The 26978-nt window shown below is 69.8% G+C and carries 24 protein-coding genes; 8 read left to right on the top strand and 16 right to left on the bottom strand.

The annotated features are described in order from the left end of the window. Positions 1-115 precede the first annotated feature (115 nt). The 4 genes from AB0J16_RS01870 to AB0J16_RS01855 all read right to left on the bottom strand — a co-directional run bounded on the left by AB0J16_RS01870 (position 116) and on the right by AB0J16_RS01855 (position 2747). The gene (locus AB0J16_RS01870; RefSeq protein ID WP_358533493.1) at positions 116-355 is read right to left on the bottom strand and encodes a hypothetical protein; all 240 of its coding nucleotides are present in this window, start codon (positions 353-355) and stop codon (positions 116-118) included. Positions 356-473: 118 nt separating this feature from the next. Beyond that, positions 474-1226, bottom strand: coding sequence for a GntR family transcriptional regulator (locus tag AB0J16_RS01865; RefSeq protein WP_225293238.1), 753 nt, complete (start codon positions 1224-1226; stop codon positions 474-476). Between the two features lie 150 nt (positions 1227-1376). After that, positions 1377-1796 (bottom strand): VanZ family protein, encoded by a 420-nt coding sequence (locus tag AB0J16_RS01860; protein WP_358533489.1) that lies wholly within the window; start codon positions 1794-1796, stop codon positions 1377-1379. A 243-nt stretch (positions 1797-2039) separates the two neighbouring features. After that, positions 2040-2747 (bottom strand): dienelactone hydrolase family protein, encoded by a 708-nt coding sequence (locus AB0J16_RS01855; protein ID WP_358533487.1) that lies wholly within the window; start codon positions 2745-2747, stop codon positions 2040-2042. Positions 2748-2890: 143 nt separating this feature from the next. Between AB0J16_RS01855 and AB0J16_RS01850 the strand changes: the two genes are divergently transcribed. From AB0J16_RS01850 to AB0J16_RS01835, 4 genes are all read left to right on the top strand, one after another. After that, positions 2891-3688 (top strand): fumarylacetoacetate hydrolase family protein, encoded by a 798-nt coding sequence (locus AB0J16_RS01850; protein WP_358533484.1) that lies wholly within the window; start codon positions 2891-2893, stop codon positions 3686-3688. A gap of 85 nt (positions 3689-3773) precedes the next feature. After that, positions 3774-4886, top strand: a complete 1113-nt coding sequence (locus AB0J16_RS01845; protein ID WP_358533480.1) for an ABC transporter substrate-binding protein — start codon at positions 3774-3776, stop codon at positions 4884-4886. A gap of 4 nt (positions 4887-4890) precedes the next feature. Then, positions 4891-6084, top strand: a complete 1194-nt coding sequence (gene kynU / locus AB0J16_RS01840; protein WP_358533477.1) for a kynureninase — start codon at positions 4891-4893, stop codon at positions 6082-6084. A 185-nt stretch (positions 6085-6269) separates the two neighbouring features. Beyond that, complete coding sequence (locus AB0J16_RS01835; RefSeq protein ID WP_358533474.1) at positions 6270-7433, top strand: serine hydrolase domain-containing protein; 1164 nt, start codon at positions 6270-6272, stop codon at positions 7431-7433. Here the strand turns inward: AB0J16_RS01835 and AB0J16_RS01830 are convergent. Then, positions 7423-8475, bottom strand: a complete 1053-nt coding sequence (locus tag AB0J16_RS01830; protein WP_358533471.1) for a DUF2293 domain-containing protein — start codon at positions 8473-8475, stop codon at positions 7423-7425. The two genes, AB0J16_RS01835 and AB0J16_RS01830, sit on opposite strands and share 11 nt — an antisense overlap. Before the next feature lie 103 nt (positions 8476-8578). Here AB0J16_RS01830 and AB0J16_RS01825 point away from each other — a divergent pair, with 103 nt between their 5' ends. Next, positions 8579-9379 carry an FKBP-type peptidyl-prolyl cis-trans isomerase gene (locus AB0J16_RS01825; protein WP_358533468.1) on the top strand — a complete coding sequence of 267 codons (801 nt, stop codon included), beginning with the start codon at positions 8579-8581 and terminating at the stop codon, positions 9377-9379. 55 nt (positions 9380-9434) lie between these two features. Here AB0J16_RS01825 and AB0J16_RS01820 read toward each other — a convergent pair whose 3' ends face one another. After that, positions 9435-10859, bottom strand: a complete 1425-nt coding sequence (locus AB0J16_RS01820) for an N-acetylmuramoyl-L-alanine amidase (protein ID WP_358533466.1) — start codon at positions 10857-10859, stop codon at positions 9435-9437. Positions 10860-11127: 268 nt separating this feature from the next. Between AB0J16_RS01820 and AB0J16_RS01815 the strand changes: the two genes are divergently transcribed. Then, entirely contained in the window at positions 11128-13767 is a 2640-nt protein-coding gene (locus AB0J16_RS01815) for a BTAD domain-containing putative transcriptional regulator (RefSeq protein ID WP_358533464.1), read from the top strand. Here the strand turns inward: AB0J16_RS01815 and AB0J16_RS01810 are convergent. The 4 genes from AB0J16_RS01810 to AB0J16_RS01795 form a co-directional block, all read right to left on the bottom strand. Then, positions 13764-14282, bottom strand: coding sequence for a GNAT family protein (locus AB0J16_RS01810; RefSeq protein ID WP_358533462.1), 519 nt, complete (start codon positions 14280-14282; stop codon positions 13764-13766). The genes AB0J16_RS01815 and AB0J16_RS01810 overlap by 4 nt on opposite strands. Beyond that, on the bottom strand, positions 14279-15619 hold the full coding sequence (locus tag AB0J16_RS01805) for an NERD domain-containing protein kinase family protein (RefSeq protein ID WP_358533459.1): 1341 nt from the start codon (positions 15617-15619) through the stop codon (positions 14279-14281). Before AB0J16_RS01805 ends, AB0J16_RS01810 begins: the two co-directional genes overlap by 4 nt. A gap of 159 nt (positions 15620-15778) precedes the next feature. Further along, positions 15779-16348, bottom strand: a complete 570-nt coding sequence (locus AB0J16_RS01800) for a class I SAM-dependent methyltransferase (protein ID WP_358533457.1) — start codon at positions 16346-16348, stop codon at positions 15779-15781. Positions 16349-16426: 78 nt separating this feature from the next. Continuing rightward, positions 16427-16861, bottom strand: a complete 435-nt coding sequence (locus AB0J16_RS01795) for a hypothetical protein (RefSeq protein WP_358533454.1) — start codon at positions 16859-16861, stop codon at positions 16427-16429. A gap of 457 nt (positions 16862-17318) precedes the next feature. On the opposite strand from AB0J16_RS01795, the gene AB0J16_RS01790 reads away from it, so the two are divergent. After that, a complete protein-coding gene (locus AB0J16_RS01790) occupies positions 17319-17555 on the top strand; it encodes a hypothetical protein (RefSeq protein ID WP_358533451.1) in 237 nt (78 codons plus the stop codon). 281 nt (positions 17556-17836) lie between these two features. On the opposite strand, the gene AB0J16_RS01785 is transcribed toward AB0J16_RS01790, so the two are convergent. Further along, positions 17837-18562 (bottom strand): NlpC/P60 family protein, encoded by a 726-nt coding sequence (locus AB0J16_RS01785; RefSeq protein ID WP_358533448.1) that lies wholly within the window; start codon positions 18560-18562, stop codon positions 17837-17839. Positions 18563-19398: 836 nt separating this feature from the next. On the opposite strand from AB0J16_RS01785, the gene AB0J16_RS01780 reads away from it, so the two are divergent. After that, the gene (locus tag AB0J16_RS01780) at positions 19399-19734 is read left to right on the top strand and encodes an STAS domain-containing protein (protein WP_358533445.1); all 336 of its coding nucleotides are present in this window, start codon (positions 19399-19401) and stop codon (positions 19732-19734) included. A gap of 49 nt (positions 19735-19783) precedes the next feature. Here AB0J16_RS01780 and AB0J16_RS01775 read toward each other — a convergent pair whose 3' ends face one another. From AB0J16_RS01775 to AB0J16_RS01755, 5 genes are read right to left on the bottom strand one after another with little or no spacing between them, the layout of a single operon-like run. Beyond that, positions 19784-21970 carry a terpene synthase family protein gene (locus AB0J16_RS01775; RefSeq protein WP_358533442.1) on the bottom strand — a complete coding sequence of 729 codons (2187 nt, stop codon included), beginning with the start codon at positions 21968-21970 and terminating at the stop codon, positions 19784-19786. Then, a complete protein-coding gene (locus AB0J16_RS01770; RefSeq protein ID WP_358533439.1) occupies positions 21970-23352 on the bottom strand; it encodes a family 2B encapsulin nanocompartment shell protein in 1383 nt (460 codons plus the stop codon). Before AB0J16_RS01770 ends, AB0J16_RS01775 begins: the two co-directional genes overlap by 1 nt. Before the next feature lie 43 nt (positions 23353-23395). Continuing rightward, positions 23396-24793 (bottom strand): family 2B encapsulin nanocompartment shell protein, encoded by a 1398-nt coding sequence (locus AB0J16_RS01765; RefSeq protein ID WP_358533436.1) that lies wholly within the window; start codon positions 24791-24793, stop codon positions 23396-23398. Between the two features lie 28 nt (positions 24794-24821). Next, complete coding sequence (locus tag AB0J16_RS01760; RefSeq protein WP_358533433.1) at positions 24822-25763, bottom strand: 4-hydroxy-3-methylbut-2-enyl diphosphate reductase; 942 nt, start codon at positions 25761-25763, stop codon at positions 24822-24824. Between the two features lie 11 nt (positions 25764-25774). Next, entirely contained in the window at positions 25775-26824 is a 1050-nt protein-coding gene (locus tag AB0J16_RS01755; RefSeq protein ID WP_358533430.1) for a polyprenyl synthetase family protein, read from the bottom strand. Positions 26825-26978 lie beyond the last annotated feature (154 nt).

Below are 26978 nucleotides of genomic sequence, written 5' to 3'. Positions count from 1 at the left end.
CGCGATCGTGGCCCCTATGGGGGCCCGGTGCCGGGGCCGCCGAGTCGCTGGACCCGGCACCGGGCTGCTCGCGAGCGTCCGCGGCGCACCGCTGGAGCGGTCCGTCGCGACGCTGTCATGGAGGCGCGGGACCGGCTCGCGGCTCATGCTCGTCGGCCCTGCTCTCCTGGTCCCGGAGTTGCTCGCGCAGGCTCTCCGGGTCGTCGGCGTCGATGGTCATCGCACACCCGGCCTCGCGCTGCGCGGAGCTGAGCGGGTGATGTCGCGTGGCCCACCAACGGCCGGCGTCACTCCGCCAGATGGTCCACAGTGCGAACTCCCGGGCGATGTCGGCTAGATGCCGATCAAAGGACATCTGATCATCCCTCCGGGACCCGCGCAGGTTCCATCTCCTTGAAGCCTGCGTCACATCTCTAGAGAAGGCAATGATCGCAAGGGACAGGTCAACCTATCGCTTGACATTTCTGCTTGACCTAGGCGTCGAAGTCGTACTGAAGTACGTACGCCGCCGAGTCCAGCACCATCTCGTTGAGCTCGACGGGCTGGCCGTTCGCGGTGTAGGCGGTCCGGGTGATCACGATCACCGGAGTGCCGCCGGGCAGGTCGAGCAGCCCGGTCTCGCGCGGTCCGGGCATCCTGGCGCGCACTTCCTCGGTGAAGTGGGCGGGTGGCAGGCCGAGATCGCGCAGCCGCGCGTACACGCCGCCCGGTCCGGTGTCGGGGGCGGTGATGGCGCTGCCCTCGACCAGACCGGCGGGGAAGTACGACGTGGCCAGCTGCACCGGCCGGGCGTCGACCGAGTAGCGGCGCCGCCGTACCCACACCTCGCCGCTTTCGAGGACGCCCGCGACCTCCTCGCGCGCCCGCTCGCGCGCCACCTCCACCTCGTCCACGGTGAAGGGCCGGCCGCGGGTGTCGGCGTCCCAGATGGTGCGGCCCTGACCCCATTGCTCACGGGAGAGCCGGCGTGAGCCGTGCCGGCGTATCGGTTTGAACAGTCGCACGTAGACCCCCGAGCCTCGCTTGGGTACCGCCAGCCCCTCGTTGATCAGTACGGCGAGCGCCTGCCTGGCGGTGGCGCGGGCGATCCCGTAGTCGGCCATGAGCGTGTTCTCGCCCGGTAGCCGATCCCCGTCGCGCAGTTCGCCGGACAGGATCCGGGAGCGGAGACCGTCGGCGATGCGTCGATAGATCGGGGGTTCGTGGGATACCGGGACTTCAGACACGTTCGACCACCCTCTGTCACCAACCCGTATGGCGTCTCCAGAGAACTTGCCCCGTCTTGTCCACGATCGCACAGATAAGGGGGATGGTCGCGAGCTTCTTTTGAGCGAATCATGCCCGTGTGGTGAAGTCGGTGGGGTTTCAGCGGACCGTTATCTTGGAACGGTCCCGGCCACTACTCGGCTCGCCCACCAGCGGCGAGTAATCAGCGCGGCTAGGACGGCTCCCGCGGTGTTGACGATCACGTCGTCGATGGAGGAGAGGCGGCCCAGCCGCAGGCCGTACTGGAGGGCCTCCACGGTGATCGAGGCGACGGCCGCGACGGCGGCGACGCGGGCCGTCGACGCCATTCGCGCGGTGCGTACGGGCAGCAGCGCGCCGAGCGCCGCGAAAACCAGCAGGTTGCCTCCCACCTGCACCAACACGGTCTCCCATGGGGCGCCAAGCACGTCGGCGAGGTCCATGAACGGCACGAGACTGACTCCGCTCTGACCGCTTGCCGGGGTGAGGATCATCCACACCCAGGGGGCGGTTCCGACGGCGATTCCGATGTCGGCGAGGGCGGTGCGCATGGGTGCCGGGTGGCCCGCTCGGGCGCGGTGACGGGCGAGGAGCAAGATTGCCAGTACGGCCAATGGCAGCGCAAAGGTACCAGCAATAATGACGGTTCCCCACAAATCCCACGTCCGAGCCATCGGACCATGATGGCGGCCGTCCGGTGGTACGGGAAGCTGTCCTTCCGGATAGGTGCCGACGGCCGCGCCGGGAGGCCCTAACAGGCGCGCCGGGAGGCTCTTACGGGCGCGGGGAGGCTCTTACGGGCGCGCGGGTAGGTGGTCGGCGAGGAAGGCGAGCGCGACCTGCCAGGCCCGTGCGGCGGGCTCCGGCTGGTGGAACATCGGCGACTCGCTGTTGTGGAAGGCGTGCCCCGCCTCCTCCTCGACGTGCATGAGCACGTTGGCTCGGCCCGCCGCGACCTGCTCGACCGTGGCCACCTGGTCGCGCGGGATGTACGGATCGCTGCCGCCGAACACCAGCAGCAGGGGCGAGCCGATGCGCTCCATCAACCCGGCCGCCTCGGGCACGGCCGAGCCGTAGAAGGACAGTACGGCGTCAAGCTCGGTCTGGGTGGCCAGCATGAACGCGAGCGAGCCGCCCAGGCAGAACCCGAGCGCCCCGCAGCCGCCGCTCACCTCGGGCAGTTCGCGCAGCCGGGCGAGGGTGAGCGCGCAGTCGGCCACGGCCTGCGGGACGTCGAAGCGCCCGGCCAGCTCGATCGAGGCGGCCGTGCCCTCGGGGGTGTGCTCGCCGATCCAGTTGGGCTGGAGCCGCCAGAACAGGTCGGGCGCGGCCACCACGTAGCCGAGGCCGGCCAGCTCCTCCGCCACCTTCGCGATGTACGGCCCGACACCGTAGATCTCCTGGATGAGCAGGATGCCGGGCCCGCTGCCGCTGTCGGGCAGCCAGACGTGGACGTCGAATGAGCCGTCGTGGGCCGTGATGCGTTCTGTGCGCTTCTGCATGGAGTCAAGGATGGCGATCCGCGGGTGGTTGTGCAGCAAGACGGGCCGGTGCGGCACAGATCGGCTATGTACGGCATGGCGCCTGGAGCCGCCGGAGGAGACGATGCTAGAGACATTCCAGGGCCTACCCAAGGAGCAGCCTGATGCAGGACGAATGGTCAGCGGCGGTAGACGCCCGTGCCCACGCGGCCGACCGGTTGGCCGAGGCCGTGCGCTCGGGCAAGCCGTGCGCTCCCGTCAGGGACATGGTCAGCACCGCGGCCGAGGGCTACGCCGTACAGGAGATCAACACGCGGCGGGCGCTGGAGGCGGGGCGGCGGGTGGTCGGCAGGAAGGTCGGCGTCACCAACCCGCTGATGCAGAAGCAGTTCGGCATCGATGAGCCAGACTTCGGCATGCTTTTCGCGGACATGGCCTACCTCGATGGGCTTCCTATCCCGGTGGAGCGGTTCCTGCAGCCGCGGGCCGAGGCGGAGGTCGCGCTGGTGTTCGGCCGCGACCTGGTCGGCGGGCCTTTCACGGGGGCCGAGGTGATCAGGGCGGTGGAGTTCGCGCTGGTGGCCATCGAGATCGCGGACTCCCGCATCGCCGACTGGGACATCACGCTGGCCGACACGATCGCCGACAACGCCTCCGCGGGCGCGTACGTGCTGGGCAACACGCCGGTCTCCCTGATGGGCCTGGATCTGCGCGGGGCCGCGATGACGATGACGCGCGGCGGCCAGGAGGTCTCGACCGGCTCGGGCGCCGCCTGCCTGGGCCATCCGCTCAACGCGGCCGTCTGGCTGGCGAGCCGGGTCGGCCGGACCGACCACGCGCTGCGGGCCGGAGACGTGGTGCTGACCGGCTCGCTCGGGCCCATCGTGCCGGTCGGGCCGGGCGACGACTTCGAGGCGCACGTCGACGGCCTGGGGTCGGTCCGCGCGGTGTTCTCCTCATGAAAGTTCTCCTCATGAAGCCGCGCGGCGTCTTGAAGCCGGGGGCGCTGCCGAGTCCTTCCCGGCCCGGGGCCTGAGGGGAGCGCCGGTGCGCGGGCCACTCCTCGGACTGGTGGTGGTGCTGATGGCGGCGGGCTGCGGTGTCTCGCCCACGCTGGAGTCGGAGCCGGATCCCACGCTCAAGGTCGGCGCGATCATCTCGCAGACCGGGGTCTACGCCGTGCTCGGCGACGACATGGAGGCGGCCATGCGCCTCTACCTGGACCAGCACGGTGGCAGGCTGGGCGGCAGACCGGCCGCGCTGGTCGTCGCCGACGACGCGGGCAACTCGGAGAAAGGGCAGCAGCAGGCCAGGTCGCTCATCGCGCGCGATCGGGTGAGCGTGATCACCGGTCTGCTCGCCTCACCGGTCGCGGTGTCGGTGGTCAAGGAGGCGGCCGGCACGCCGGTGGTGATCGCGAACGCCGGCGCCGACGAGCTGGGCGGGCCCGGCGTCTTCCGGGTGTCGTTCACCAACCACGCGCACGGCTACGCGGCGGGCAGGTACGCCGCCGAGCGCTACGGCAAGGCGGGGGTCGTGCTGATGGCCTCCGACTACTCGGGGGGCACCGAGACGCTCGACGGCTTCACCGAGGGCTACGGGGTCAAGCCGCTCAAGCGCATCCTCACTCCGTACGGGAAGAGCGAGGACCTGACGCCCTACTTCAAGCGCATCCCGCCGGACGCGAAGCTCCTGTACGCCTTCTACGCGGGCGGCGAGGCGGTCACGTTCGCCAAGACCTTCAAGCAGCTCGGCTACGACACCAAGATCGACCTGTTGGCCTGCCAGAACCTCGCCGACGAGGACGTGCTCGAAGCCATCGGGGCCGACGCCGAGGGGATGACCAGCGTCGGACTCTACTCACCGGCGCTCACCACCCCCGAGAACGCCGCGTTCGTGGCCACCTGGAAGGCCAAGACGGGCCGGAACCCGTCGGCCGTGGCGCTGCAGAGCTGGGACGCCATGCAGCTCATCGACCGGGCGGCCGCGCTGGGCGGCGACCTGTCCGCGGCGCTCGGCCGGGTGGGCGACCTGGCGAGCCCGCGTGGCACCTTCCGGCTCGACCCCACGACCCACAATCCGGTGCAGAACTGGTACGTGCGTAAGTATGAAAATGGCATCAACCGGGTAATCGCCACGATTCCCCCAGAAAGGAAGTAATCGCGTGCTGGATCGCGACCGCTGCCTCGCGCTGGACGCCGAGGATCCGCTGCGGGACTTCAGGGATGAGTTCGTGCTGCCCGAGGGCGTCGTCTACCTGGTGGGCAACTCGCTCGGCGCGCTGCCCCGCCGTACCGCCGAACGGGTCCGGCAGGCCGTCGAGGACGAGTGGGGCGGGCACCTCGTCGGCGGGTGGAACCACGCCGGTTGGTACGCCCAGCCGCTCACCACGGGCGACCGGCTGGCCCCGCTCATCGGCGCGGGCCCCGGCCAGGTCGTGGTGGGCAACACCACCTCGATCGCCATCTATCAGGCAGTCGCGGCCGCGACGCGGCTCCGGCCCGACCGGCGGGTGATCGTCTCCGACGTACGGAACTTCCCCACCGACCACTACATGGTCCAAGGGCTGGCCAGGACGCTGGGCTACGAGGTCCGCGACTTCGCCGAGGGACGGTTCGACGACGCGGCCGTGGTGCTGCTGTCCGAGGTCGACTACCGCACCGGCGCCCGCCACGACGTGCCCGTGGTGACCGAGCGGGTGCACGCGGCGGGAGCGCTGATGGTGTGGGACGTGTGCCACAGCGTCGGCGCCATGGAGGTGGACGTCTCGATGGCCGACTTCGCGGTCGGCTGCACCTACAAGTACCTCAACGCCGGTCCCGGCGCGCCCGCCTTCCTCTACGTGAACCCGCGCCACCAGGCCGCCGCCGAGAACGTCCTGTCCGGCTGGCACGGCCACGCGGAGCCGTTCGCGTTCGAGCGGGACTTCCGGCCGGCCGAGGGGATCAGGAGGTTCGCGGTCGGCACTCCGCACGTGCTGTCGTTCGCGGCGCTGGAGGCGGCGCTCGACGTGTGGGAGCGGGTGCCGATGCGCCAGGTCCGGGCCAAGAGCGTCGCGCTGACCTCGCTCTTCATCGACCTGGTCGGCGACTCGCTGGAGCTGGCCTCGCCGCGCGAGGCGGCCGAGCGGGGCAGCCAGGTCAGCCTCTACCACCCCGACGGCTACCCGGTGATGCGCGCGCTCATCGACCGGGGCGTGCACGGCGACTTCCGCGCGCCCGACATCCTCCGCTTCGGCTTCGCGCCGCTGTACACCCGGTTCGTGGACGTGTACGACGCCGCCGCCGTCCTGGCCGAGGTGCTGGACAAGGAGCTCTGGCGGGAGGAGAAGTACGCCCAGCGGCTCGCGGTCACCTGAGCCGCCGAGCGAGTCCCGTGACCGGCCGAGTGAGTAGCCTGAGCGGCCGAGTGGGTCACCTGAGCGGCCGAGTGCCTCCCTCTCGGGAGTGAGGCGGAAGATCGCCTGCGTCGGCGATCCGGCTGGAAGGCGTGATCGACAGGATTGAGGCAGTCGAAATACCGCCTCTCACCTGGAGATATCCCATGAAGCGCACCCATGCCGTCGCTCTCGTCCTCTCGGCCGCCCTCACCGCCGGGGCCTTCACGGGTACACAGGCGGTGGCTGAGGTGGGCGTGCCGCCCATCAACGCGGCGGCGCTGCAAAAGAGCATCGAGGGCCTGCCCGCCGCCGACGCCACTGCGGCGGACGTACGGGTGAGCGGCTCGGCGGGCTCGTGGCGGGGCGTGTCCGGCATGACGGACCTGCGGACGAAGCGGCCCGCCAAGGCCGGGGCCCGGTTCCGGGCGGGCAGCGTCACCAAGACCTTCACTGTGTCGGTGGTGCTCCAGCTCGTCGCCGAGGGCAAGCTGTCCCTCGACGGCACGGTCCAGGAGTACCTGCCCGGCCTGCTGCCCGCCGACTACCCGGCGGTCAAGGTCGGCCAGCTGCTCAACCACACCAGCGGGCTGCCCGCGCCCAAGGTGAGCGATGACTTCGCCGACATCTACGCCACCCGGTTCGAGAAGTGGACGCCCGAGGAGTACGTCGCCAAGGCGGTGGAGAACCCGATCGAGTTCACGCCCGGCAGTCAGCAGCACTACCTGAACACCAACACCTTCGTCGCCGGCCTGCTCATCGAGAAGATCACCGGGCGCTCCTACGAGCACGAGGTGACGACCAGGATCCTGCGGCCCGTCGGCATGACCGACAGCTACCTGCCGGGCACCTCGGTCCGCATCCGGGGCAGGCACAACCAGGGCTACCAGACCGTGCCCCAGGGCTTCCCCGACGCGATCAAGTACGGCGCGGGCTACGTGGTGAACATGACCACGACCAGCGTCACCTCGACCTGGGCCTCGGGTGACCTCATCTCCACCACCGCGGACCTGGAGAAGTTCGTCAAGGCGCTGTTCGGCGGCAAGGTCGTGCCCGCCGGGCAGCTGGAGCCGATGTTCACGGTGCCGCCGGTGAAGGCGTACGGCGGCAAGGGCGACGCCGTCTACACCTCAGGGCTGGCCAGGATGGAGCTGCCCGGCGGCCTCGTGGCGTACGGCAAGACCGGCGCCAGGTGGGGCAGCGCGGCCGGCATCGGAGCCACCCGCGACCTGAGCCGCACGCTCGTCTACTCGGTCAACTCCACCGACGCCAAGAGCTCCGGCCAGAACCAGCGCGCCCTCGCCATCGCCCTGGCCGCCTTCAGCAAGTGAACCGGGCGCGCCGGAACTCGGCCAGCGTGGCGTCGATCCGGCCCCTGATCAGCTCGCGGGCCTCCATGCGTGGCACGCCCGACATGAGCAACTGGTCGTAGTCGGTGTCGAGGTGGCGGATCGAGGCCACCAGGGCGAGCGTGATCGCGTTCTCGTCGAGCACCTTGGCCGCCGCCGTGCGCCCGACCCGGCCGCTGCCGCGCTGACCGGCGTGGGCGGCCACCTCCTGGGCCCGCGCGGGCGGGCAGCCGGGGAAGAGCCGGGCGATCTCGGCCGCCATCCGCGCCTGGTATTCGACGTCCTGGTCCGCCCGGCGTTCCTGGTCGCGCTCGCGGCGGCGCAGCCGCACCTCCTCGTCGGCCAGGCACCGCTCCTCGGCCGCCGCCATCGCCTGCTCCTCGACCAGCAGCCCTTGGCGCTGATAGACCTTGCGCCGCCGGTTGTACTGGACGACCACCGCTGACAGGCCGCTCTCCTGCTTCGCCCGGCGGCTGAGGGCGGCATTGCCCGATGGCAGGAAGACCAGATGGTCCATGTCCGCGCAGGTCAGGCAGTGGGGCTTGTCATCTTCCATGATCAGATAAGGGCCCGTGTCGCCGCAGGTCGCGCACGTCCAGGCGTTGAGCGGGGCCACCACCACCAGGTCGGGCGCCTTGCTCTGCCGCTCGGTGAGCTGCCGCGCCCGAGCCTCGCTGAGGTCGGGGGAGAGCCAGTGGACGCGGAACGCCTCCTGCCCGTGGCCGGCGGTGAAGCGCAGCTCGCGGCGGTCGCGGCTGCCGGAGACATAAGGGGTCTCCACCGGCCGCAGCCCCTTGGCGGTCGCCCAGTCCTTCAGCAGCGCGGCGGCCATGACCAGCCGGTCGTCTTCGACGGGCGCGAGCTCGGCCAGCGTGGCCGCGCGGCCCTGCCGCCAGGTGTCGACGTGCCGCGAGTGCACCCAGCGCAGGCCGGTCACGACGTCGATGAACGTCACGTATTTACGGCTGGCCAGCGCGATCTCGGCGGCGTCCGCGACCCTGCGGGCCAGATTCGGCTTGCTCATCGCTCCAGTCTCCCGCGCCTTTGCCGGGAGATGGCCCGGTCGGACGCATTCCTCGTGCCGGTCCAGGTAAGTAGTCAGGCGGATCCGGATATGGGGGTAATCGGTGCGCTTGCTCTGGCTCGGCGTGCTCGTGTTCGTGCTCCTCGCCGCCTGCGGGCCGATCGGGCAGGGCCCGCTGCCGGTCGTGACGGGTTCCTTCGGCGCCAGGCCGGTCATCACGATCCCGGACGGCGTGCCGGACCCCCTGCCGCGGGTGACGGTGCTCTCGGCGGGCAGCGGGCGGCCGACCATGCCGGGTGACGTGGTGCTGGCGGACGTCGAGGTCCGCCGGTGGTCGGGCAACCTGCCGTACGCGAACACGTATGACGACCATCAGCCCGCCAGGGTCGTCTTCGACGGGCGGCACGTGCCGGACTCCTGGCGCGAGGCGCTCGTCGGCCGGTCGGCGGGCAGCCGGGTCATGCTCGTCGGTCCCGCGGCCCTCTCCTACGGCCCCGGGCCGCCGCTCGGCGGGACGCGCCCGGCCGAGACGCTGGTGCTGGTCTTCGACATCCTGGGCGGCTACCCACCGGACGCGCGCCTCGTCGGACGGTCCGTGCCGGACGTGCCGAACGACCGCGCGCCCCGCGTCCTCATCGGCGGCTCCGGCCCTCCGGTGCGGGCGGGCGCGAAGGTCATCGTCCAGTACGTCGCGGTGGAGTGGCCGGGCCGCCGGGTCGTGGACTCGTCGTACCTGCGCGGCGGCCCCAGCGCCTTCACGCTCGGGCCGGAGGCGGCGCCGCCCGGCTGGGTGGCCGGTCTGGCCGGTCAACGAGTGGGCGCCCGCGTCGCCTTCCCCGCCGAGGAGGCGGGCCGTCCCCTCCTGTACGTCGTCGACATCCTCGACGTACTCGAAACCAATTAAAACGGCCCTGACACCGGAGGGGATGTCAGGGCCGTCGCACTTCGGCCGAGGGGGATCAGCCGCAGTGCTCGGAAGGGCTTTCGTAGGTCGCCGTGCCGACCGAGCCGCCCCACTTCACGCACTTGTCCTCCGCGGCCGCCCTGACGGGACCCGCGTAGTAGGTGAAGCTGCCCGAGTCGCTGACCTTCGCCTTGCCGGCCACCTGCAGGAACGCGCTGGTCGCGCTGGCCTTGCCGAGCGAGGTCTTCTTCAGCGTGGCGACGCAGTTGTTGGCGTTGGTGCTGTTGTAGAGCAGGTAGACCGTGCCCGAGGTGCCGAGGGCCTGCGAGTCGATCACCTTGTAGCCGGTGCCGCAGACCTTCTCTGCCGTGTACGGGTTGGTGCCGCCGCCGGAGCCGCCGCCGACGTAGCTCATGTACTTGTTCCAGTCCCAGTGCGAACCGGGGTCGGTGTGGTCCGAGCCGGGCACCTCGACGTGGCCGATGATGTGGCTGCGGTCCTTCGGAATGCCATACCGGTCGGCGATGTTCCTGGTCAGCGCGGCCGACGAGCGGTACATCTGGTCGGTGAACCACGAGGCGTCATTGATGAAGCCCTCGTGCTCGATACCGATCGAGCGGTGGTTGTAGGAGCTGACACCGGCGTGGAAGGCGCGGTTCTTCTCACGCACCATCTGCGTGATCTGCCCGTCGGAGGAGCGCACCACGTAGTGGGCCGACACCTTGGCGGCGGAGTTCTGGAACCACGAGATCGTGCCCGCGTACGAGCCCTGGGTCACGTGGATGATGATCCGGTCGATCTTCTCGTCGGTCGGCCGGTTGGACACGGCGTAGTTCGACGAGCTGGCCGCGGCCCACAGGGCGCCGGGATAGTCGGTGGTGGCCGCGAGCATGCGCGGGTCCGCGTCGTCGTACTTGCCGCGGTCCGGCTCCACGACCTTCGCGGTGGCCTTCACGCCGGCGGTGTTGACGCCGTTGGCCAGCACCTCGTAGACGGCGTCGGCGTAGATCCGGGCGGTGCTCTCATTGGTCGCGCCGCCGTACGCGGCGACCGCCTCGTACCACTTGGCGGGGTCCTTGCGTTCGGCCGCGGTCAGGCCGAGCTTGTCGGCCTTGGCGCGCAGTACGGCGGCGCCACCGAGCACGTTGGCCGCGTCGTCGGTCTTGAGCTTCGCCGCGGTCTGGGACGTGATCTTGGCCGCGTCCTCCAGCGCCTTCGTGGTGGGGTTGCTGACCAGGTGCATCACGCCGTAGCCGCCGCTGGCGCTGGGCTCGCCGTCGTGGCCGTCGAGGTGCGTCTCGGCGTAGCCGAGCGCGACCAGCAGGTCACGCGGTACCTCGTAGGTGGTGGCGGCCTTGTCGAAGGCGGCCGAGAGGGTGCCGGCGGTCGCCTGCGCGGAGGTCGCCTGGGCGGTGCCCACCAGGGCCGCCTGCTGGGCGCCCACGATGAGCACGCCGGCCAACAGGAGCTTCTTCATCATGATCAAGGACCCGCAATGCTCGGAGGGACTGTTCTATGCGCTGACGCCGGCTTGCCGCCCCACTTGACGCACTCGCCGGCCGCCGCGGCGGTCACCGGGCCCGCGTAGGAGGCGAAGTTGCCGGAGTTGTGATCCTTTCGGATGGGATCTGTGGGACTAGGGTCGGCATTCGCCGCACAAGAATCGTCCAGAACCGATACAAAAGGTGGTCAGGCCTCTAAAGAGGAGCTGATGCACCATGTCGGTCACCTTTCATGTTCTTGGGCCGTTGGAAGTCCGATCGTCGGGACGGTCCGTACGGATCTCCGGCAAGAAGCCGAGGATCCTGCTAGCCACGTTGTTGCTGGACAGCGGCCGTATCGTCGGCGCCGACCAGCTGGTCGAGGTGCTCTGGCCCGATCGCCCGCCACGCTCCGCGCAGGCGAACTTACGCACGTATGTCAGCTCCTTACGGACAGACCTCGGTGCCGAGTACCTGCGCGGCGACGGCTCCGGCTACGCCATCGACGTACCGGACGGCGCGCTGGACCTGCTGGCGTTCGAGGAGCTGGTCGCGCAGGCCCGTTTCGCCGACGCGCTCGCGCTCTGGCGCGGGGCGCCACTGGCCGACCTGCCGGGCAGCCCGCTCTGGGACCGCCGCCTCGAACCCCTCAACGAGGTACGGTTACGCGCCGCCGAAGAGCTGATCGGCCAGCGAATCGAGAGCGGCGACCACGCCGGGGCGATCACCCAGCTGCGCGGGCTGCTGGTGGAGCACCCCTACCGGGAAGACCTGTGGAGCCGCCTGGTCCTGGCGTTGAACCGGGCCGGCCGCAAGGCCGAGGCGCTGCGGGCCTACGCCACGATCCGCGCCCAGCTGGTGGACGAGCTCGGCGTGGAGCCGGGCGCCGACCTGCGTCGCGCCCACGAGTCGATCCTGGCCGACGAGGCCCCGCCGGTCGCGCCCCGGCAGCTTCCGCCGGATCTGCCCGACTTCACCGGCCGGGCCGACGAGCTGGCCCTGCTGGCCAAGCCCTTCTCCATCGCGGTCGTCTCCGGTTCGCCGGGGGCCGGGAAGTCGGCGCTGGCCGTACACGCCGCCCATGGCCTGCGCGACGCCTTCCCCGGCGGGCAGCTCTACCTCGAACTCGACGGCAGGGAGCCGGCCGACCTGCTGGCCGAGGTGCTCCGGGCGCTCGGCGTGGAGACGCCGCCGCCGACGATCCACGAGCGCTCGGCGCTGTTCCGGTCGCTGCTGTCCAAGCAATCGATGCTCGTGCTGCTGGACGACGCGCTCGACGCCGCCCAGGTACGGCCGCTGCTGCCTGGGAACGACTGCGCCGTCATCGTGACCAGTCGGCGCCGGATCACGGAGTTACCCGGCTCGATCCAGGTCGATCTCGGAGAGCTGGCCGCGCACGACGCGCTGACGCTACTCGGCAGGATCATCGGCATGGATAGGGTCTCCCGCGAACATGAGGCGGCCCTGGCGATCGTGGAGGCGTGCGGGCGCCTGCCGGTGGCCGTGCGCAGCGCCGGATCGCGCCTGGCGGGCCGGCCGGGCTGGTCGCTCTCGGTGCTCAGGCAGCGGCTGGACGACGACCGGCTGAGCGAGCTGAAAGAGGTGCGGGTCTGCCTCGATCGCAGTTACCGCCACCTGCCCGACGATGCCGCCCGTACGCTGGGCACGCTCGGCCTCCTGGGCGCCGTGGCCCAGCCCGGCTGGGTGATCGACGCCGCGCTCGACAGGCACCGCGCCGACGACGTCACCGATCTGCTGGTGGACGTCAACCTGCTGGAGCTGGTCGGCACCGACCCGGTGGGCCAGCCGCGTTACCGGGTGCCCGATCTGATCCGCCGCCACGCGCTCGAACGCGGCTCCGACCGTACCGGCCTGACCAGGGTGCTCGCCGCCTGGACCGCGACCACCGAGCACGCCATGGCCCGGCTGCCCACCACCGTCTTCAGCCTCACCGCCGCCAGGGCGCCGCGCTGGCGGCTGCCCGAGCAGACGCTCGACCGGCTGACCTCCGACCCGCTGGGGTGGTTCGAGGCCGAGCACGAGACGCTGGTCGGGGCCGTGAGCGTCGCCGCGGAGGCCGGGCTGGCCGAATCGGCCTGGGGGCTGGCCGCCGCGATGGTCCCCTACTTGGACCTGCACTGCCATCTCGACACGTGGGAGCGTACCCACACCGTCGCTCTCGGTGCCGCCCGCGCGTCCGGCGACACCTATGGTGAGGCCGCCATGCTGCGCGGCCTGGCCCAGGTCTCCCTCTACCAGGACCGGTACGAGAAGGCCGTCGAGGACTTCACTCGATCCCGCCGGCTCTTCCACGACATCGGCGACCTGCGGGCGGAGGCGACCTCGATCTGCGGGCTCGGCGCGGTGAGCCAGTTCAGGGGCCGGCACGCCCAGTCGCTCGGGCACTTCAAGCGCGCCCTGGCCATGTTCCTGGCGGCGGACGACCCGCACGGCGAGGCGTTCGCCAGGCAGGCCATCGGCCGGGTCTGCCTCAAGTCGGGCGACCTTGCCCTGGCGTCGGAGTCCCTGGGCCAGGCCATGCGGCTGGCTCAGGAGCTCGGCGACGCCCACCGCGAGGGCTGCGTCTGCCTGCAGATGGGCAACCTGCACAAGGCCATGTCCTTCCACCGGCACGCGCTCGACATCTTCGAGTCGCTCGGAGACCGGCACTGCGGCGCGTACGCCCTCCAGAGCCTCGCCGGGCTGCAGGCGGCCCGTGGGGAGTGGGCACCGGCCTCCGCGGGGCTTGAGCGGTCGCTGGAGATCTTCCAGGCACTCGGAGACCGGAGTGGGGAGGCGTCGAGCACGCAGATGCTGGGCGAGGTGCACCACTCGGCCGGGCGCACCGGGCTGGCACTCGACTATCTCAACCACGCCACCGTGCTGCGCCGCAGCCTGCCCGCCTAGCCCCGCGGATCCAGGTCGGCGCGGATCACGCTGTACAGCACGCCGTCGTGCCACTCGCCTGCGCGGAAGGCGCATCCGCGCAGGACGCCCTCCCTGGTGAACCCGGCCTTCTCCAGGGAGCGCTGCTCGGCCAGATTGCTCACCTCGGTCGACGCCTGGACCCGGTTGACCGGCGAATGGTCGAACAGGTAGCGCACCAGGAGCCGCTGGGCCCGCGTGCCGTGGCCCTTGCCGCGAAACTCGGGCGCCACGATGAGCCCCATGTCCCAGCAGTAGGAGATGCTGGAGGTCACCTGCTTGCTCCAGGACACCAAGCCCACGCGGTCGTCGCCCTCGGCGATCAGCAGCATGCCGCCGTCGGCGTTGAGCATCCCGTTGTCCTCCCAGCGCCGGCGGAGGCGGTGAGGATCCTGCCAGCCGTACCACTGATGAAGGCCCGTGCTCTCCGGGTCGTTGAACAGCCGGTTGAGGAAGGGCAGATCATCCTCGGTCGCGGGGCGGAGCTCACTCGTCATGATCCAGACACTATGCGACGGACAAATCGCTTGAGGCGGGATCGCTGCGGCATTCCAGCCAGCGCCTCAAGAGACTCGGCCGCGCTCGGGCGCTTGGCGGGAGAATGGTCCAGCATCCGGCGCACCACGTCGGGAACATCGGGACCCTGGGTGTCGGCGCTGGTCGGCAGCTCGCCGGTGAGCAACTGGTAGGCGATCACCCCGGCCGCGTAGACGTCGGAGGCGGCCGTCATCATCTCGGGCCGCTCGTGGCACTCGGGGGCCACGTAGTGGGCGTCGAGCACGTTGCCCAACTCATGGGCGACCGTGTAGTTGCGCGCCCCGGGCTTGGCGTAGTCGAACCCCGTCAGCACCGCGTGCCCGTCGGTCACCAGCACGCAGGCCGGGGTCAGCGCCCGGTGGATGACGCCGTGGGCGTGCGCGTGGGCCAGGCCGCGCAGCATGTCCTGGATCACGCCGAGGCGTACGCCGGTGCCCAGGCGCAGGTGCAGCGCCTCGCCGTGCACGTCGTCGAGCACCAGCACGAACCGGCTCTCGTCGTCGATGGCGAAGAAGTCACGCGAGCGCACCACGCACGGGTGCGGCGGGATGCGGGCCAGCGTCTGGTAGGCGTTGGCGATGCGCTGCCGCTCGGCCGCCCGCGACTCCTGGTCGGCCAGCGGGTCGGCCTGGTAGACCCGGAGCAGCACGGTCTCACTGCCCGGGAGTGTCGCGTTGAAGGCCCGGTATTCGGTCACCTTCGCGTCGCCGCCGAGCTGCTCCTCGACCTCCCAGTTGCCGAACCTGGGCGGCGCGGTGCTCCGGCGTACGGTCTGGTTGAGCGAGTCGAGAATCCCGGTGAGGTACGGCTTGATGCGGTGACTGCACCCGCGCCTGACCCGCGAGACGTCGCTCAGCGTGGCCAGCAGCCCGTCGAGGGTGGTGACGTTGACCGCGTCGCGCCCGGCCGGGTCGACGAGCTCGGCGTCGGGCGAGGTGAGGACCACGAGGCTGTCGACGTAGACGCGCTCCAGCCGCGTGTCCTTGGAGACCAGCAGCCCCTTCAGCGCCTTCGCGATGCCCCGCAGCTTCGTCACGGGAGAGCCGAACGCCTCCCTGCGCGGCGGGAACCAGCGCGTGCCCGACACCTCGATCCGACCACGGGTGCCCTTGACGTCGACGACGACCAGCGAGTGGCCGGTCAGCACGAGCAGGTCCACCTCGAAGACGTCGTCGCCGCGCGGGAGCTCGACGTTGTGCAGCAACAGCCAGTCGGCGGGTGCGTGGTCGCGCAGGAATGAGATCACCCGACGCTCGGCGTCGTTGACCGGACGTCCCCCTCCGACGATCTCTGCCATGGGCTAATCCTCCCACGTTCGTCCTGCCCGGCGCCGACCTGTGGGATCCGGGCGGCGACCTTGAGCCGTTCGCCCGCAAGGTCCGCGAGTTTCTCCCCGGAGTTCCTCCTTGGAGTTCCTCCCTGGAGCGGCTGAGCGAACCGCCGTTTCCGGGATGGTTCAGCGGGCCGTCGCCAGGATGACGCCGGAGCCGTGCGCCAGCTCGACCGCGACCAGCCTGTCGTGGTTCAGCAAGGTCTGTCGCACACCCTCCTGCCTGCGGACAAACCCCTCGTCCCAGGTCACCCCGGGGTAGGGCACCATGTCGTCGACCAGCAGCACGCCACGGGGGTTGAGCGCGGCGATCGTCCGTTCGAGCCCCACCTGCTTGCCCGCACCCGCGTCGGCGAAGATCAGGTCGAAGGCGCCCAGCCCGGCCAGCAACTCCAGCGCGTCGCCGACGCGCTGGTCGACGAACTCCGGCCAGCCCTGTGCCGCGAGCCCGGCCCGTTCGGGGTCTCTCTCGATCGTCGTCACCGTGACGTCGGTCCTCGGCCAGAGCCCGCTGACCAGCCACCCGACCCCCGCGCCCAGCCCGGTGCCGATCTCCAGAATCCGGCCACCCTCCGGTACTTGGGCGGCCAGTACGGCGAGCAGCCGCCCGACGTCCGGGTCACAGGAGTAGTCGAACCCGGCCGCTTTCGCCCGTTCATGGGCCGCCCGCACAAGTTCCGGCAGATCACCATTCATGGCCATTTCCTATCGCACCCGCCCCGGCGGCTCTGCCACGGACGTATCGCACCCGCCACTGTGGGCGCGGGCGCGGACTTATCGCACCCGTCCCCGCGGCTTGAGTACAGACAGTGTGGTGGCGGTCAGCAACATGGCCAACTGGCCGCCCAGTACCGCGACCTGCCCCCACTGACGGCCCTCGGCGGGCCACGTCGCGCCCTCGGTCGCGGCGGCCATTCCCTCGGGATCGAACAGGAACATCCCCAGGCAGATGACCGACACCAGGAGCACCAGCTTGGCCAGCACCCAGTAGTGGCGGGCCAGTCCCCAGTGACTGGTGAGGCCGAGCGTGATGCCGGTGGCCAGCGCGGTGAGGCTGAGCGGGATGCCGCCCGCGAACACCAGGCTCGGCATCAGCCGGTAGGCCGCGTGGGCAAGCCCGAGATCGTCCGTCACCGTCGCCACGGTGTTCAGCACGACGAGCCCCCACACCTCGCCGAGCAGCGCGACCGAGGCGATGACGTGAATCACGAGCACGCCCTTGCGTACGCGCGGCCGTATGACCCGATTTGTTATCCCGACCACCGCTCGACCTCCGGATTCGCGGACTCCGGCCCATCCTGATCGGTGGATTCGTCCCGGACGTCCCCCAACGGGCGGCGCTCGCGCTACATCGTTCGGTGTAGTGGTGCCAAGCCCGGGGTGATCCTTGCTAAACCGACCCGCGCGATAAGCCAATCATTCTCGATGCGCGGATAAATGAAACTCGTTTAGCCGGGTACGACGCAAGTGCATATGCAGTTCGCCGGCCGGTGAGCTCGGAAAGCCGAATGCCAAGAAAACGAGGCGCCCCCTTGACCGCGAGCAGGCGTTTTTGGGTTGCGACATCGATCGGCTGCCGCGATTGTTATTGGCGGCACCTTCACAGCCCTGCACAAAACGACTAAGGCGCCGGGAATTCCGCGCCCATCAAACGGAGGAAACAAACATGATCCGTCGCATTCTCGCTGGTGCAGCCATCGCGGGCGCCGCTCTCGGCTTCTGCGTCTCCGCGGCTTCGGCCGACGTCGGCCCGAACCCCTACAACGGCGCCCCGTCCCTGCTGAGCCAGCTCAGCACCCTGGACGACCTCACCGGGGTGAGCGACACGGCCAAGTACACCAACATTCCGACGACCGCGAACCTGCAGGACGTCAACCTCCACCTGCTGAACAACAACCGCTGACACCATCGCGGCATAGGCGGGAAGGTCCGCGCCCCGCTCCACGGGCGCATGCCGTAGGGCTCCACAGGCATATGCCGCGCGGCTCTACGGGCACATGCCGCCCGGCATGCCGAAGGGCTCCACGGGCACATGCCGTAGGGCCGCCGGCCGCACCTCCCGCCGGATCGACGCCTGCGCGATCCGCCTGAACCATCTCCGTGGATACTCGCGAGGCCACGGAATCCGCTCGGATGCGCACCGAGACGGAACGCCAAGCGGCCCGGGTCACGATCGCATCGCGATCACGACCTGGGCCGCGAGGTACTCCCCTTCCGCCCGCCGCCGGAATGCCCGCCCCTGGCGGAGTGCCTGCGCCCGGCGGAGTGCCCGCGCCTGCCGTTGGACCTGCCCCCGGCGGAGTGCCTGTGTCTGCCGGAATGCCCGTGCCTGGCGGAATGCCCGCGCCTAGCAGAACGTGCGCCCTTGGAAGGCCCGCTGGTGGATCGCGCGCTGTCGGATCGCGCGCTGTCGGATCGCGCGCTGCTGGACGGCGGACTGTTGCGACGCGCGCTGGTGGGACGCCTACTACTGGGAAGCGCGCTGTCGGGACGTGCGCTCTCGACACGGACGGTCTCGGGACGGACGGTTCCGGGACGGATCACCCCCATGAAATGCGGCTTGTTCAGCGGGTCGAGGCGGACGACCTCCCCGGTGAACGGAGCGTCGACGATCCGCGTGCTGTCCACGGCCAGTCCTACATGCTCTGGTCCCTGACGTCGCGGTTTGCTGTCGTAGAAGACGAGGTCCCCTGGCGCGACCTGCTCCTTGGGCACCCTGGCCCCTGACCGCCACTGCTCGTGCGTCGTCGTGCCGATCGACACGCCCGCGCTCGCCCAGGCGTACTCCGTGAGGCCCGAGCAGTCGAAGCCCTTGGTCTTCTTGCCGTGTCCGATGCCGTAGCCGGGGCCCTGGGGTCCGCCGCCACCCCACGAATAGGGGACGCCGAGCATCCTCAGCGCGGCCCGCACGGCAACGCCTCCAGCCGCCGCACTGCCAGCCGCCGCACTGCCAGCTGCCACGCCGCCAGTTGCCGCGCCTCCGGCTGCCGCGCCGATAGTTGCCGCGCGTCCGGCCGCTGCGCCTCCAGCTGCCGCGCGGTCGGTCCCTGCCGCCTGCGGGCAACGCCCGGTGCCCTTTTCGCACGCCTGCCGGACGTCGGCCGTCGCGGTGCCGGAGTCCGGCGTCGCGAGTGAGCCGCACGCCAGGACCGTCAGCAGCAGGGCCCGTTTCACTTTCACTCCAGGAGCGTTCCTCATCCCCTTTAGGGATAAAACGCCCTTTAGCCAGGCGGGGCCTACGTATGGTTATAAGCTGAAGTTTGTCCACGCGGTGATATGTCGATAAATCGTGACTGGTCGGACATTTGGTGCGAATAGTGATCAAGTGCTAAAGAATTTGAATAGAAAGCTCGCCTCGAGGCCGGTCGCAGGTGGGGTGGAAATTCGTCGGATGGTTATTTATTCAGCACGTTGATAATGCCACCTCCTCGGCAATTCTTCGACCGCCCGAACAGGCTGATCAATTTACCCAATGGGCGGTCCAGTGCCGTGGTGATTGCGTCGCCGAGCGCTTCTAGATCGGCCGCGACCGACTGCGCGACCTTCCACTCGAGGATCCAGCAGGTCGCGCGGTCGCTGGTGCGAGTCTCAGGCGGCGGAAGATCCGGCTGCCGGATGCTTCATGACTTCGCTGTAATACGACCATATTTTCGTGCATATCAGGTGGTGAAACATACTTCGTGTAATGTGAGACCGGGTTCGTGTCGACGACAACCCCCATGCGTGAGGTCTGATTGGGGGGTGCGATGACCGTGAACGGCGAGGCGGCCGAAACGTCGGAGCGCCTGCTGTACGAGGACGACCAGCTGCGCATCTCCCAGCGGGCCAGGTGCGAGGTTCCGGCGCTCGCGCTGCGCGGCGAGATCGACATCACCAACAGCTGCGCCCTCGCCCGGACCCTGGCCGCCGCCCGCGAGGGCGAGACGCACATCATCGTCGACACCGGCGAGCTCACGTTCATCGATCTGTCGGGTCTGCGCGTGCTGGCCATGCCGATGCTCGACCCCGCCGATCGCTGGATACGCCTGCGCAACCTCACACCATTCCAACGACATCTCCTGAACCTGCTGGGATGGTGCTGACACCCGCACGGCACTCACGAAACACGCCGCCCACGCGGCCCAAGCCGCGTCAGACGATCAACGCAGCCGAGGTGCCCAGGCCCGTCGGCCCGCCCAGCCGCCACTCGGGCGGCCGGTGGTGGCGCCGTAGCGACGGCTCGTCATAGCGACGGCAGTCGCGATGCCACCTGAGGATGCCCGCCATCCAGTCGCGCAGCTTCGCCACGTAGCCGTTCACGGCCGCGCGTGCCTCCCCGTCCAGCCGGAGGTCGTCGTACATGACCGGGAACTCGTGCGCGAAGACGTGTTCGAACTCCTTCATCCGGGACGTCATCAGATCGGCGACGATGCCGAGCGCCACCGGGTAGTCACAGTCGAAGAAGTTCTGGACGACCAGCACGCCGTTGTGCGGCTCACCCTCGAACTCGATCTCCTTCTGGTACGAGAAGACGTCGTTGAGCAGGGTGGCGTAGTCGGCGGCCGCGTTCTTCAGCGAGATCATCGACCCGGCCCGATGGACATCCCCCGGGATCGCCTCCTCGTGGGTCAGGTGGCACAGGCTCATGGTCAGGTCGGAGCCGAAGGTCAGCCGCCGCATCTCGATGTAGTCGACGGGGTCGGGCACCCGGTTCAGCAGCAGGTTGTCCAGCTCCCACAGCCAGGACGCGCACATATCCTCGATGGCCGCGCGGAACCTGAGCCGTGCGGTCATGCTCATCGGCCCCGCCGTACGGGTCCAGAGGTCGGACAGCCCCCGCTCCAGAGCGGTCACCGGAGCCGGGGGAGCCGAGCCGTCGAGCGGCATGAAGGCGCCGAACCGGTCGACGGTGGCGCGGGCGGCGGCCAGGTTGCGGGATCGGCCGAAGACTGCGGGGAAGTAGTCGTCGCCGTACGTTCCCCACGCCAGCCAGGCCGCGGCCAGGTCCAGCTCCTCCAGCGTCCCGTCGGGATGGAGCCCGGAGGCGCACAGCGCCAGGTCGTAGTCGACGAGCTTCTCCTCGTCCCAGACGGCCGAGCCGGTGACGCCCGGCTGCGCTTCGAGTATCCCCATCGCGCGTGCCCAGGCGACCAGGTTCAGGCGGGCGGTATCCAGGTGGGGCGAGCCGCTGACCTCGAACGGCATGTAGAGGTCGGGGATCCGCGACGGGCCGACGGGCGTGTGCGGGACGTGGGTGAAGCTGCGGATCCGCTTCGCGCCGAGCAGGTCGACGATCGAGGTCGTGCCCAGTGGTCTGCGGGTCGCGCGCTCGTTCATGTAGCGGCTGGAGGCCATGTGCCATTCGTGGCCGCCCGACTGCCAGTCCTGCAGCCCCTTGACGTAGGCCAGCACGCCCGCGCAGGAGAGCGGGTCCAGGCCCTGCTCGACGAAGAGCGGGCCCAGCTCGGTGAACACGGTGTGCTCGAACTGCTGCAGCCGCGAGGTGAGCAGGTCGTTGACCGCGTCCGCGGCCTCCTGCGTGGTGCAGCCGAGGAACTTCTCCAGCACGAGGACGCCGTTGCTCAGCTCGCCCTCGTCCTGGGTCTCCCGCTGGTAGGAGAACAGGTCGTTACGCAGGTGCACCGCGTCGGCGAAGGCGTCGCGCAGCACCCGCATCGGCCGGGAGCCGGCGACGCGCGCCGGGACCTCGGCTCCCACGGCGTGCTCGACCAGCCCGGCCGACCATGGCGCGCCGCCGACCTTGCGCCGCATCTCGATGTACTCGATCGGATTGGGCACCCGGCCCGCGTTGATGTTGGACAGCTCCCAGAGCGACTCGTTCAGCAGGTTGCGGGTGCTCTCGGCGAAACGCTCCCGCCAGGCGAGCGATCTGGCGGGGACCGTACGGGCCCACAGGTCGGCCAGCCCCGCCTCGACCGGGTTGGTCGGCTCCGGCGTCGCGCACGACAGGTCCATCGGCATGAAGGCGGGCAGCCGGTCCAGGTAGCGCTTGCCGCCCTCACGGTCGTGGCCGCGCTTGAAGGCCTCCAGGAAGTGGTCGTCGAAGAAGAAGACCCAGACGTACCAGTCGGTGATCAGCGAGAGCTCGGCGCCGTCGCAGTCGGGATGGGTGTAGCCGCACAGCAGGGCGTAGTCGTGGGCGTCGAGGTCGGCCTGCTCCCAGATGCCCGAGCCCTCCAGCATGCCCATGCCGCGCGCCCACTGCCTGGACTGGGCGCGCGCCTCCTCGACGTGCGGGTTGAGGCGGGCCGGATACGGAAGGTAGAAGTCCGGCAGCTCGAATGGCTGGGCCGCCTCCCCATCCACGGAACGCGTCATCAGCCCATCACCTCGACGTTCTCGAGCATGCCCAGCGCGTCGGGCAGCAGGACCGCGGCCGAGTAGTAGGCACTGACCAGATACGACATGATCCCCTTCCCGTCGATACCGGCCAGGCGGACGCTGAGCCCCGGCTGGTACTCATCCGGAATGCCGGTCTGGTGCAGGCCGACGACGCCCGAGTCCTCCTCGCCGGTCCTGAACGCGAAGATCGAGGTGGTCCCCTCCGGGCTGATCGGGATCTTGTCGCAGGGCAGGATCGGCACCCCGCGCCAGGCCGTCAGCCTGCTGCCGTCGAGCTGGACGGTGTCGGGGTAGACCCCGCGCGCGTTGCACTGCCGGCCGAAGGCGGCGATGGCGCGGGGATGGGCCAGGTAATAACGGGTCTTCTTCCTGCGGCTGAGCAGTTCGTCGAGATCGTCGGGCGTAGGCGGGCCGCCGTACGTGGAGATCCGCTGCCGGGCATCGACGTTGTGCAGCAGCCCGAAGTCCCGGTTGGTGATCAGCTCGTACTCCTGGCGTTCGCGTAGTGCCTCGATGCTCAGCCGGAGTTGCTGGTCGAGCTGGTTCATCGGCTGGTTGTACAGGTCGGAGACCCTGCTGTGCACCCGTAGGACGGTCTGGGCGAGGCTCAGTTCGTACTCGCGCGGGGTGAGTTCGTAGTCGACGAACGTGCCGGGCAGTGCGGGCTCGCCGGTGTGTCCGGCGGCCAGCTCGATCGCCGCCTCGCCGTGCTTGTTCTGCGGCCGGGCCCGTCGGTCCCGGTGCGCCTCGATCTGCGCCCGCAACGTCGGCGAGACCGCCGTCAGCGCGCGGAACACCGCCCAGGGCAGGACCAGCACCGTGCAGGTGGTGGCGGCCCTGAGCGTGTACGCCCACCGGTCCTCCCGCTCGGGGAGGTCGTGGCCCGTGTGATCGCCGTCCGCCAGCGTCTCCCGCAGGACGCTGGTGCCGTACGGGCCGGTCTGCAGTTTGTCGGCCTTGCCGTGCGCGAGGAGAAGGAGGGCGTCGGCCGGGCGGCCCTCCTGCACGATCATCTCGCCCCGCGCGTATTCCCGCTGCTCGAACTCCCCGGCCAGGGTGTCGAGCAGCGGGTCGCCGTCGAACCCGTGCAGCAGCGGCAGCTCGGTCAGGCTGGGCGGGATCACCCGCGTCACAGCGCCCGCGCGGGCGAAGCTGACCCGGCCGCCGCCGACCTGATAGGTGAGCCGGCGGTTCACCCGGTAGGTGCCGGCTGCGGTTTGTACCCACGGAAGCGCCCGCAGCAGCCAGCGTGAAGAGATCTCCCGCATCTGCGGGGCAGTCTTGGTCGTGGTGGCGAGCCGGCGTGCCGCCTCCGTGCCCAGGCTCTGCCTTGAGTCCCGCTGATCCAATTCCGTCAACCGAAACACCGCCAATCATTGGGCCGGGTGAACCGATCCGCGCTCAGCTGCCGAGTGCGACGTCTTCGAGAATGCCGAGTGCGTCGGGAACGAGTACGGCAGCGGAGAAGTAGGCAGTGACCAGGTAGGAGATGACGGCTTTCTCATTGATGTTCATGAAACGCACCGACAAGCTGGGCTGGTATTCGTCGGGGATGCCGGTCTGGTGCAGGCCGACAACGCCTTGGTTCTCGTGTCCGGTGCGCATGAGCAGGATGGAGGTCGTCCGGGCGCCGGTGATCGGGATCTTGTTGCACGGGAAGATCGGCACTCCGCGCCAGGCCGGGATGCGGTGCCCGTTGACCTCGCTGGCCTGCGGGTAGATGCCGCGCTTGCTGCACTCCCTGCCGATGGCCGCGATGGCCTGCGGGTGCGCGAGGAAGAAGGCGGGCTCCTTCCAGACCGTGGACAGCAGGTCGTCGAGATCGTCGGGCGTGGGAGCGCCGCCGCGGGTGCGGATGCGCTGGCTGAAATCGGCGTTGTGCAGCAGCCCGAACTCGCGGCTGTTGATCAGCTCGTGTTCCTGGCGTTCGCGTAGTGCCTCGACGGTCAGCCGGAGTTGCTGGTCGAGCTGGTTCATCGGCTGGTTGTACAGGTCGGAGACCCTGCTGTGCACCCGTAGGACGGTCTGGGCGACGCTCAGTTCATACTCGCGCGGGGTGAGCTCGTAGTCGACGAACGTGCCGGGCAGTGCGGGCTCGCCGTGGTGGCCGGCGGCCAGCTCGATCGCCGCCTCGCCGTAGGCGTTCTGGGACCGTGCTTCGGCGTCCCGCGTGCTGCGCAGGTGGGCGCGGAGCGCGGGGGACCGGTCGAGGACCGCCTGTAGGTTCGGCCGCGAGAGCGTGAGCACGGTGCAGGCGGTCTTGGCCTTCGCCGTGAACGCCCACTGGCCTGGCTCGCCCAGCAGTTCCTCGCCGAAATGGTCGCCGTCGGCCAGCACACCGAGGTTCTGCTCGTCGTCGTACGCGCCGCGGCCGGTCTTGGCCACCCGGCCATGGGCGATCAGGACCAGCTGGTCGAGGGGAGCGCCCTCACGGACGATCTCCTCGCCCGCCTCGTACTCGCGCTGGCTGAACCCGTCGGCGAGCGACTGCAGGACCTCACCGTCGCTGAAGCCGCGCAGCTGATGCAGCTCGGTGAGCTCCGCCGGGATGACGCGCACGTCCGCGCCACTGGTGGTGAACGTGATGCGACCGTCGCCCAGGGTGTAGGTCAGCCGGCGGTTGACCCGGAAGACGCCACCGGAGGTCTGCACCCACGGCAACAGCTTGAGCAGCCAGCGGGAGGTGATCTCCTGCATCTGCGGGGCGGTCTTCGTGGTCGTCGCCAGGTTCTTGGCGGCATCGGTGCTGAGGCTGAGCTGCTGGCCGTTGGCCTCGGTCGACTCGGTCGTTTCGGTCATCGTGCACCACCAATCTTTAGAGGGTTTGCTAGCCGGGGTTCTGAGTGGCTCTGAGTTCGGGCGGGAGGGAGAACTTGAGGGTCTCCTCGGTCAGCGTCACCGGCTCCACGTCGGCGTAGCCGCGGGCGGCCAGCCAGGCCAGCAACTGGGTGACCAGCTCTTCTGGGACCGAGGCGCCCGAAGTCACCCCGACGGTCCGTACGCCGTCGAGCCAGTGCTCGTCGGCGTCGCCGGCCCGGTCGACCAGGTGGGCCGCCCGCGCGCCGGCGTTCACGGCCACCTCGACGAGGCGCCGCGAGTTGGAGGAGTTGGCGGAGCCGACGACGATGACCAGGTCGCACTGGGCGGCGATCCTGGTGATCGCCTCCTGGCGGTTCTGGCTGGCGTAGCAGATGTCGTCGCTCGGCGGGTCGATGAGCTGGGGGAAGCGCTCGCGCAGCCGGGCGACGGCGTCCATGGTCTCCTCGACCGCCAGCGTGGTCTGCGACAGCCAGCTCATCCTGGCCGAGCCGGCGCCCGTCAGTTCGTCGGGCCGGGCCGGGTCGACCACGTGGATGCGGTCGGGCGCCTCGCCGACGGTGCCCTCGACCTCCTCGTGCTCCGCGTGGCCGATGAGCACGATCTCGTAGCCCGACTCGGCCAGGCGTACGGCCTCCCTGTGCACCTTGGTGACCAGCGGGCAGGTCGCGTCGATCGTGCGCAGACCTCGACCGGCCGCCTCGTGCTTGATCGCGGGCGAGACGCCGTGCGCCGAGAAGACGACCAGGGCGCCCTCCGGGACCTCGTCGAGCTCGTCGACGAAGATCGCGCCCCGGTCACTGAGGTCATCGACCACGTAGGTGTTGTGCACGATCTGTTTGCGCACGTAGACGGGCGGTCCGTAGCGTCTGAGGGTCTCCTCGACGGTGTCGATGGCACGTTCCACACCCGCGCAATAGCCGCGCGGAGCCGCCAGAAGTACTCGTCCCATGATGTTCGCTCCTACCGGTCCCGGTGCGCGAGCTGGCCGGCCAGCACGGTCAGCGCGTCGCGCGCCTCGGAAGTGATGGGCGCCGCCTCCAGCGCCTTGGCGGCCTCGCGCACCCGCTGGTCGATCATGTCCTCGACCTCGGCCAGCGCGCCGGTGTCGAGCAGGATCCCGCGCAGCTCCGCCGCCCGCTCCTCCGTCAGCTCCTGGTTGCCGTGCCAGCTGCGCAGGTAGGACAGCTGCGCGGGCGTCGCCCGTCTCAGGGCATGCGCGATCAGGACGGTGTTCTTGCCCTCGCGCATGTCGTCGAGTGCCGACTTGCCGGTGTCGGCCGAGGAGCCGAACGTGCCGAGCACGTCGTCGCGCAGCTGGAACGCCTCGCCGATCGGCACGCCGAAGCGCGAGTAGGAGTCGAGCAGGTCGGGATCCGCGCCGGCCAGGGCGCCGCCGATCTGCAGGGGGCGCTCGACGGTGTACTTGGCGGTCTTGTAGCGGATCACCGTCAGCGCCGCCGACACCGTGGCCCCCGCTCGGAGCTGGCCGAGCACGTCGAGGTATTGGCCGCTGATGACCTCGGTGCGCATGGCGTCGAACACGTGGTGGGCGCCGTGCAGCCGGGCCGGTTCCACGCCGCACGACGACAGCAGCGCGTCCGACCAGGCCAGGCTGAGCGCGCCGAGCAGGATCCCGCCCGCCTGGCCGAACGCCTCGGCGCCCGGCCCCTCGTGCAGGTCGGCCAGGCTGCGGTGGATCGTCGAGCGACCCCGCCGCATGTCGCTGCCGTCCATGATGTCGTCGTGGATGAGCAGCCCGGCGTGGCAGAGCTCAAGCGCCGCCGCCGCACTGATGATCTCGTCGCAGTCGTCGCCGCCGGCTCCCCGCCACCCCCAGTAGCACAGCTGCGGGCGGATCCGCTTGCCGCCGCTGAGGATGAAGCTCGTCAGCAGCTCGTACGCCGCCGCCACGTCCGGATCGGACACCGGCGCGCGCCAGTCGTCCAGGAATCCATTGAGGCGCTTGTCGATGCGAGGTCCCACGGGGTCTTGCCATCCGCCGACCGCCATGCTGCAGGGCTCCTTCTGTAAAGCGTCCGCCACCAATAGTTACTCATCCAATACGGAGAGTGTAAAGTGCCTTTTTGCTGGCTCTCGGAAGGACGGGAGGTGTCCGATCCGCCCGCCTCGTCGGGCGTGTTGACCGACCCCGGAAACCGCGTTC

This window comes from Nonomuraea sp. NPDC049750 (assembly GCF_040659625.1).
Taxonomy (GTDB): domain Bacteria; phylum Actinomycetota; class Actinomycetes; order Streptosporangiales; family Streptosporangiaceae; genus Nonomuraea.
The sequence above is the reverse complement of the archived record's forward strand: the minus strand, read 5'-3'. Positions and strand labels throughout refer to the sequence as shown.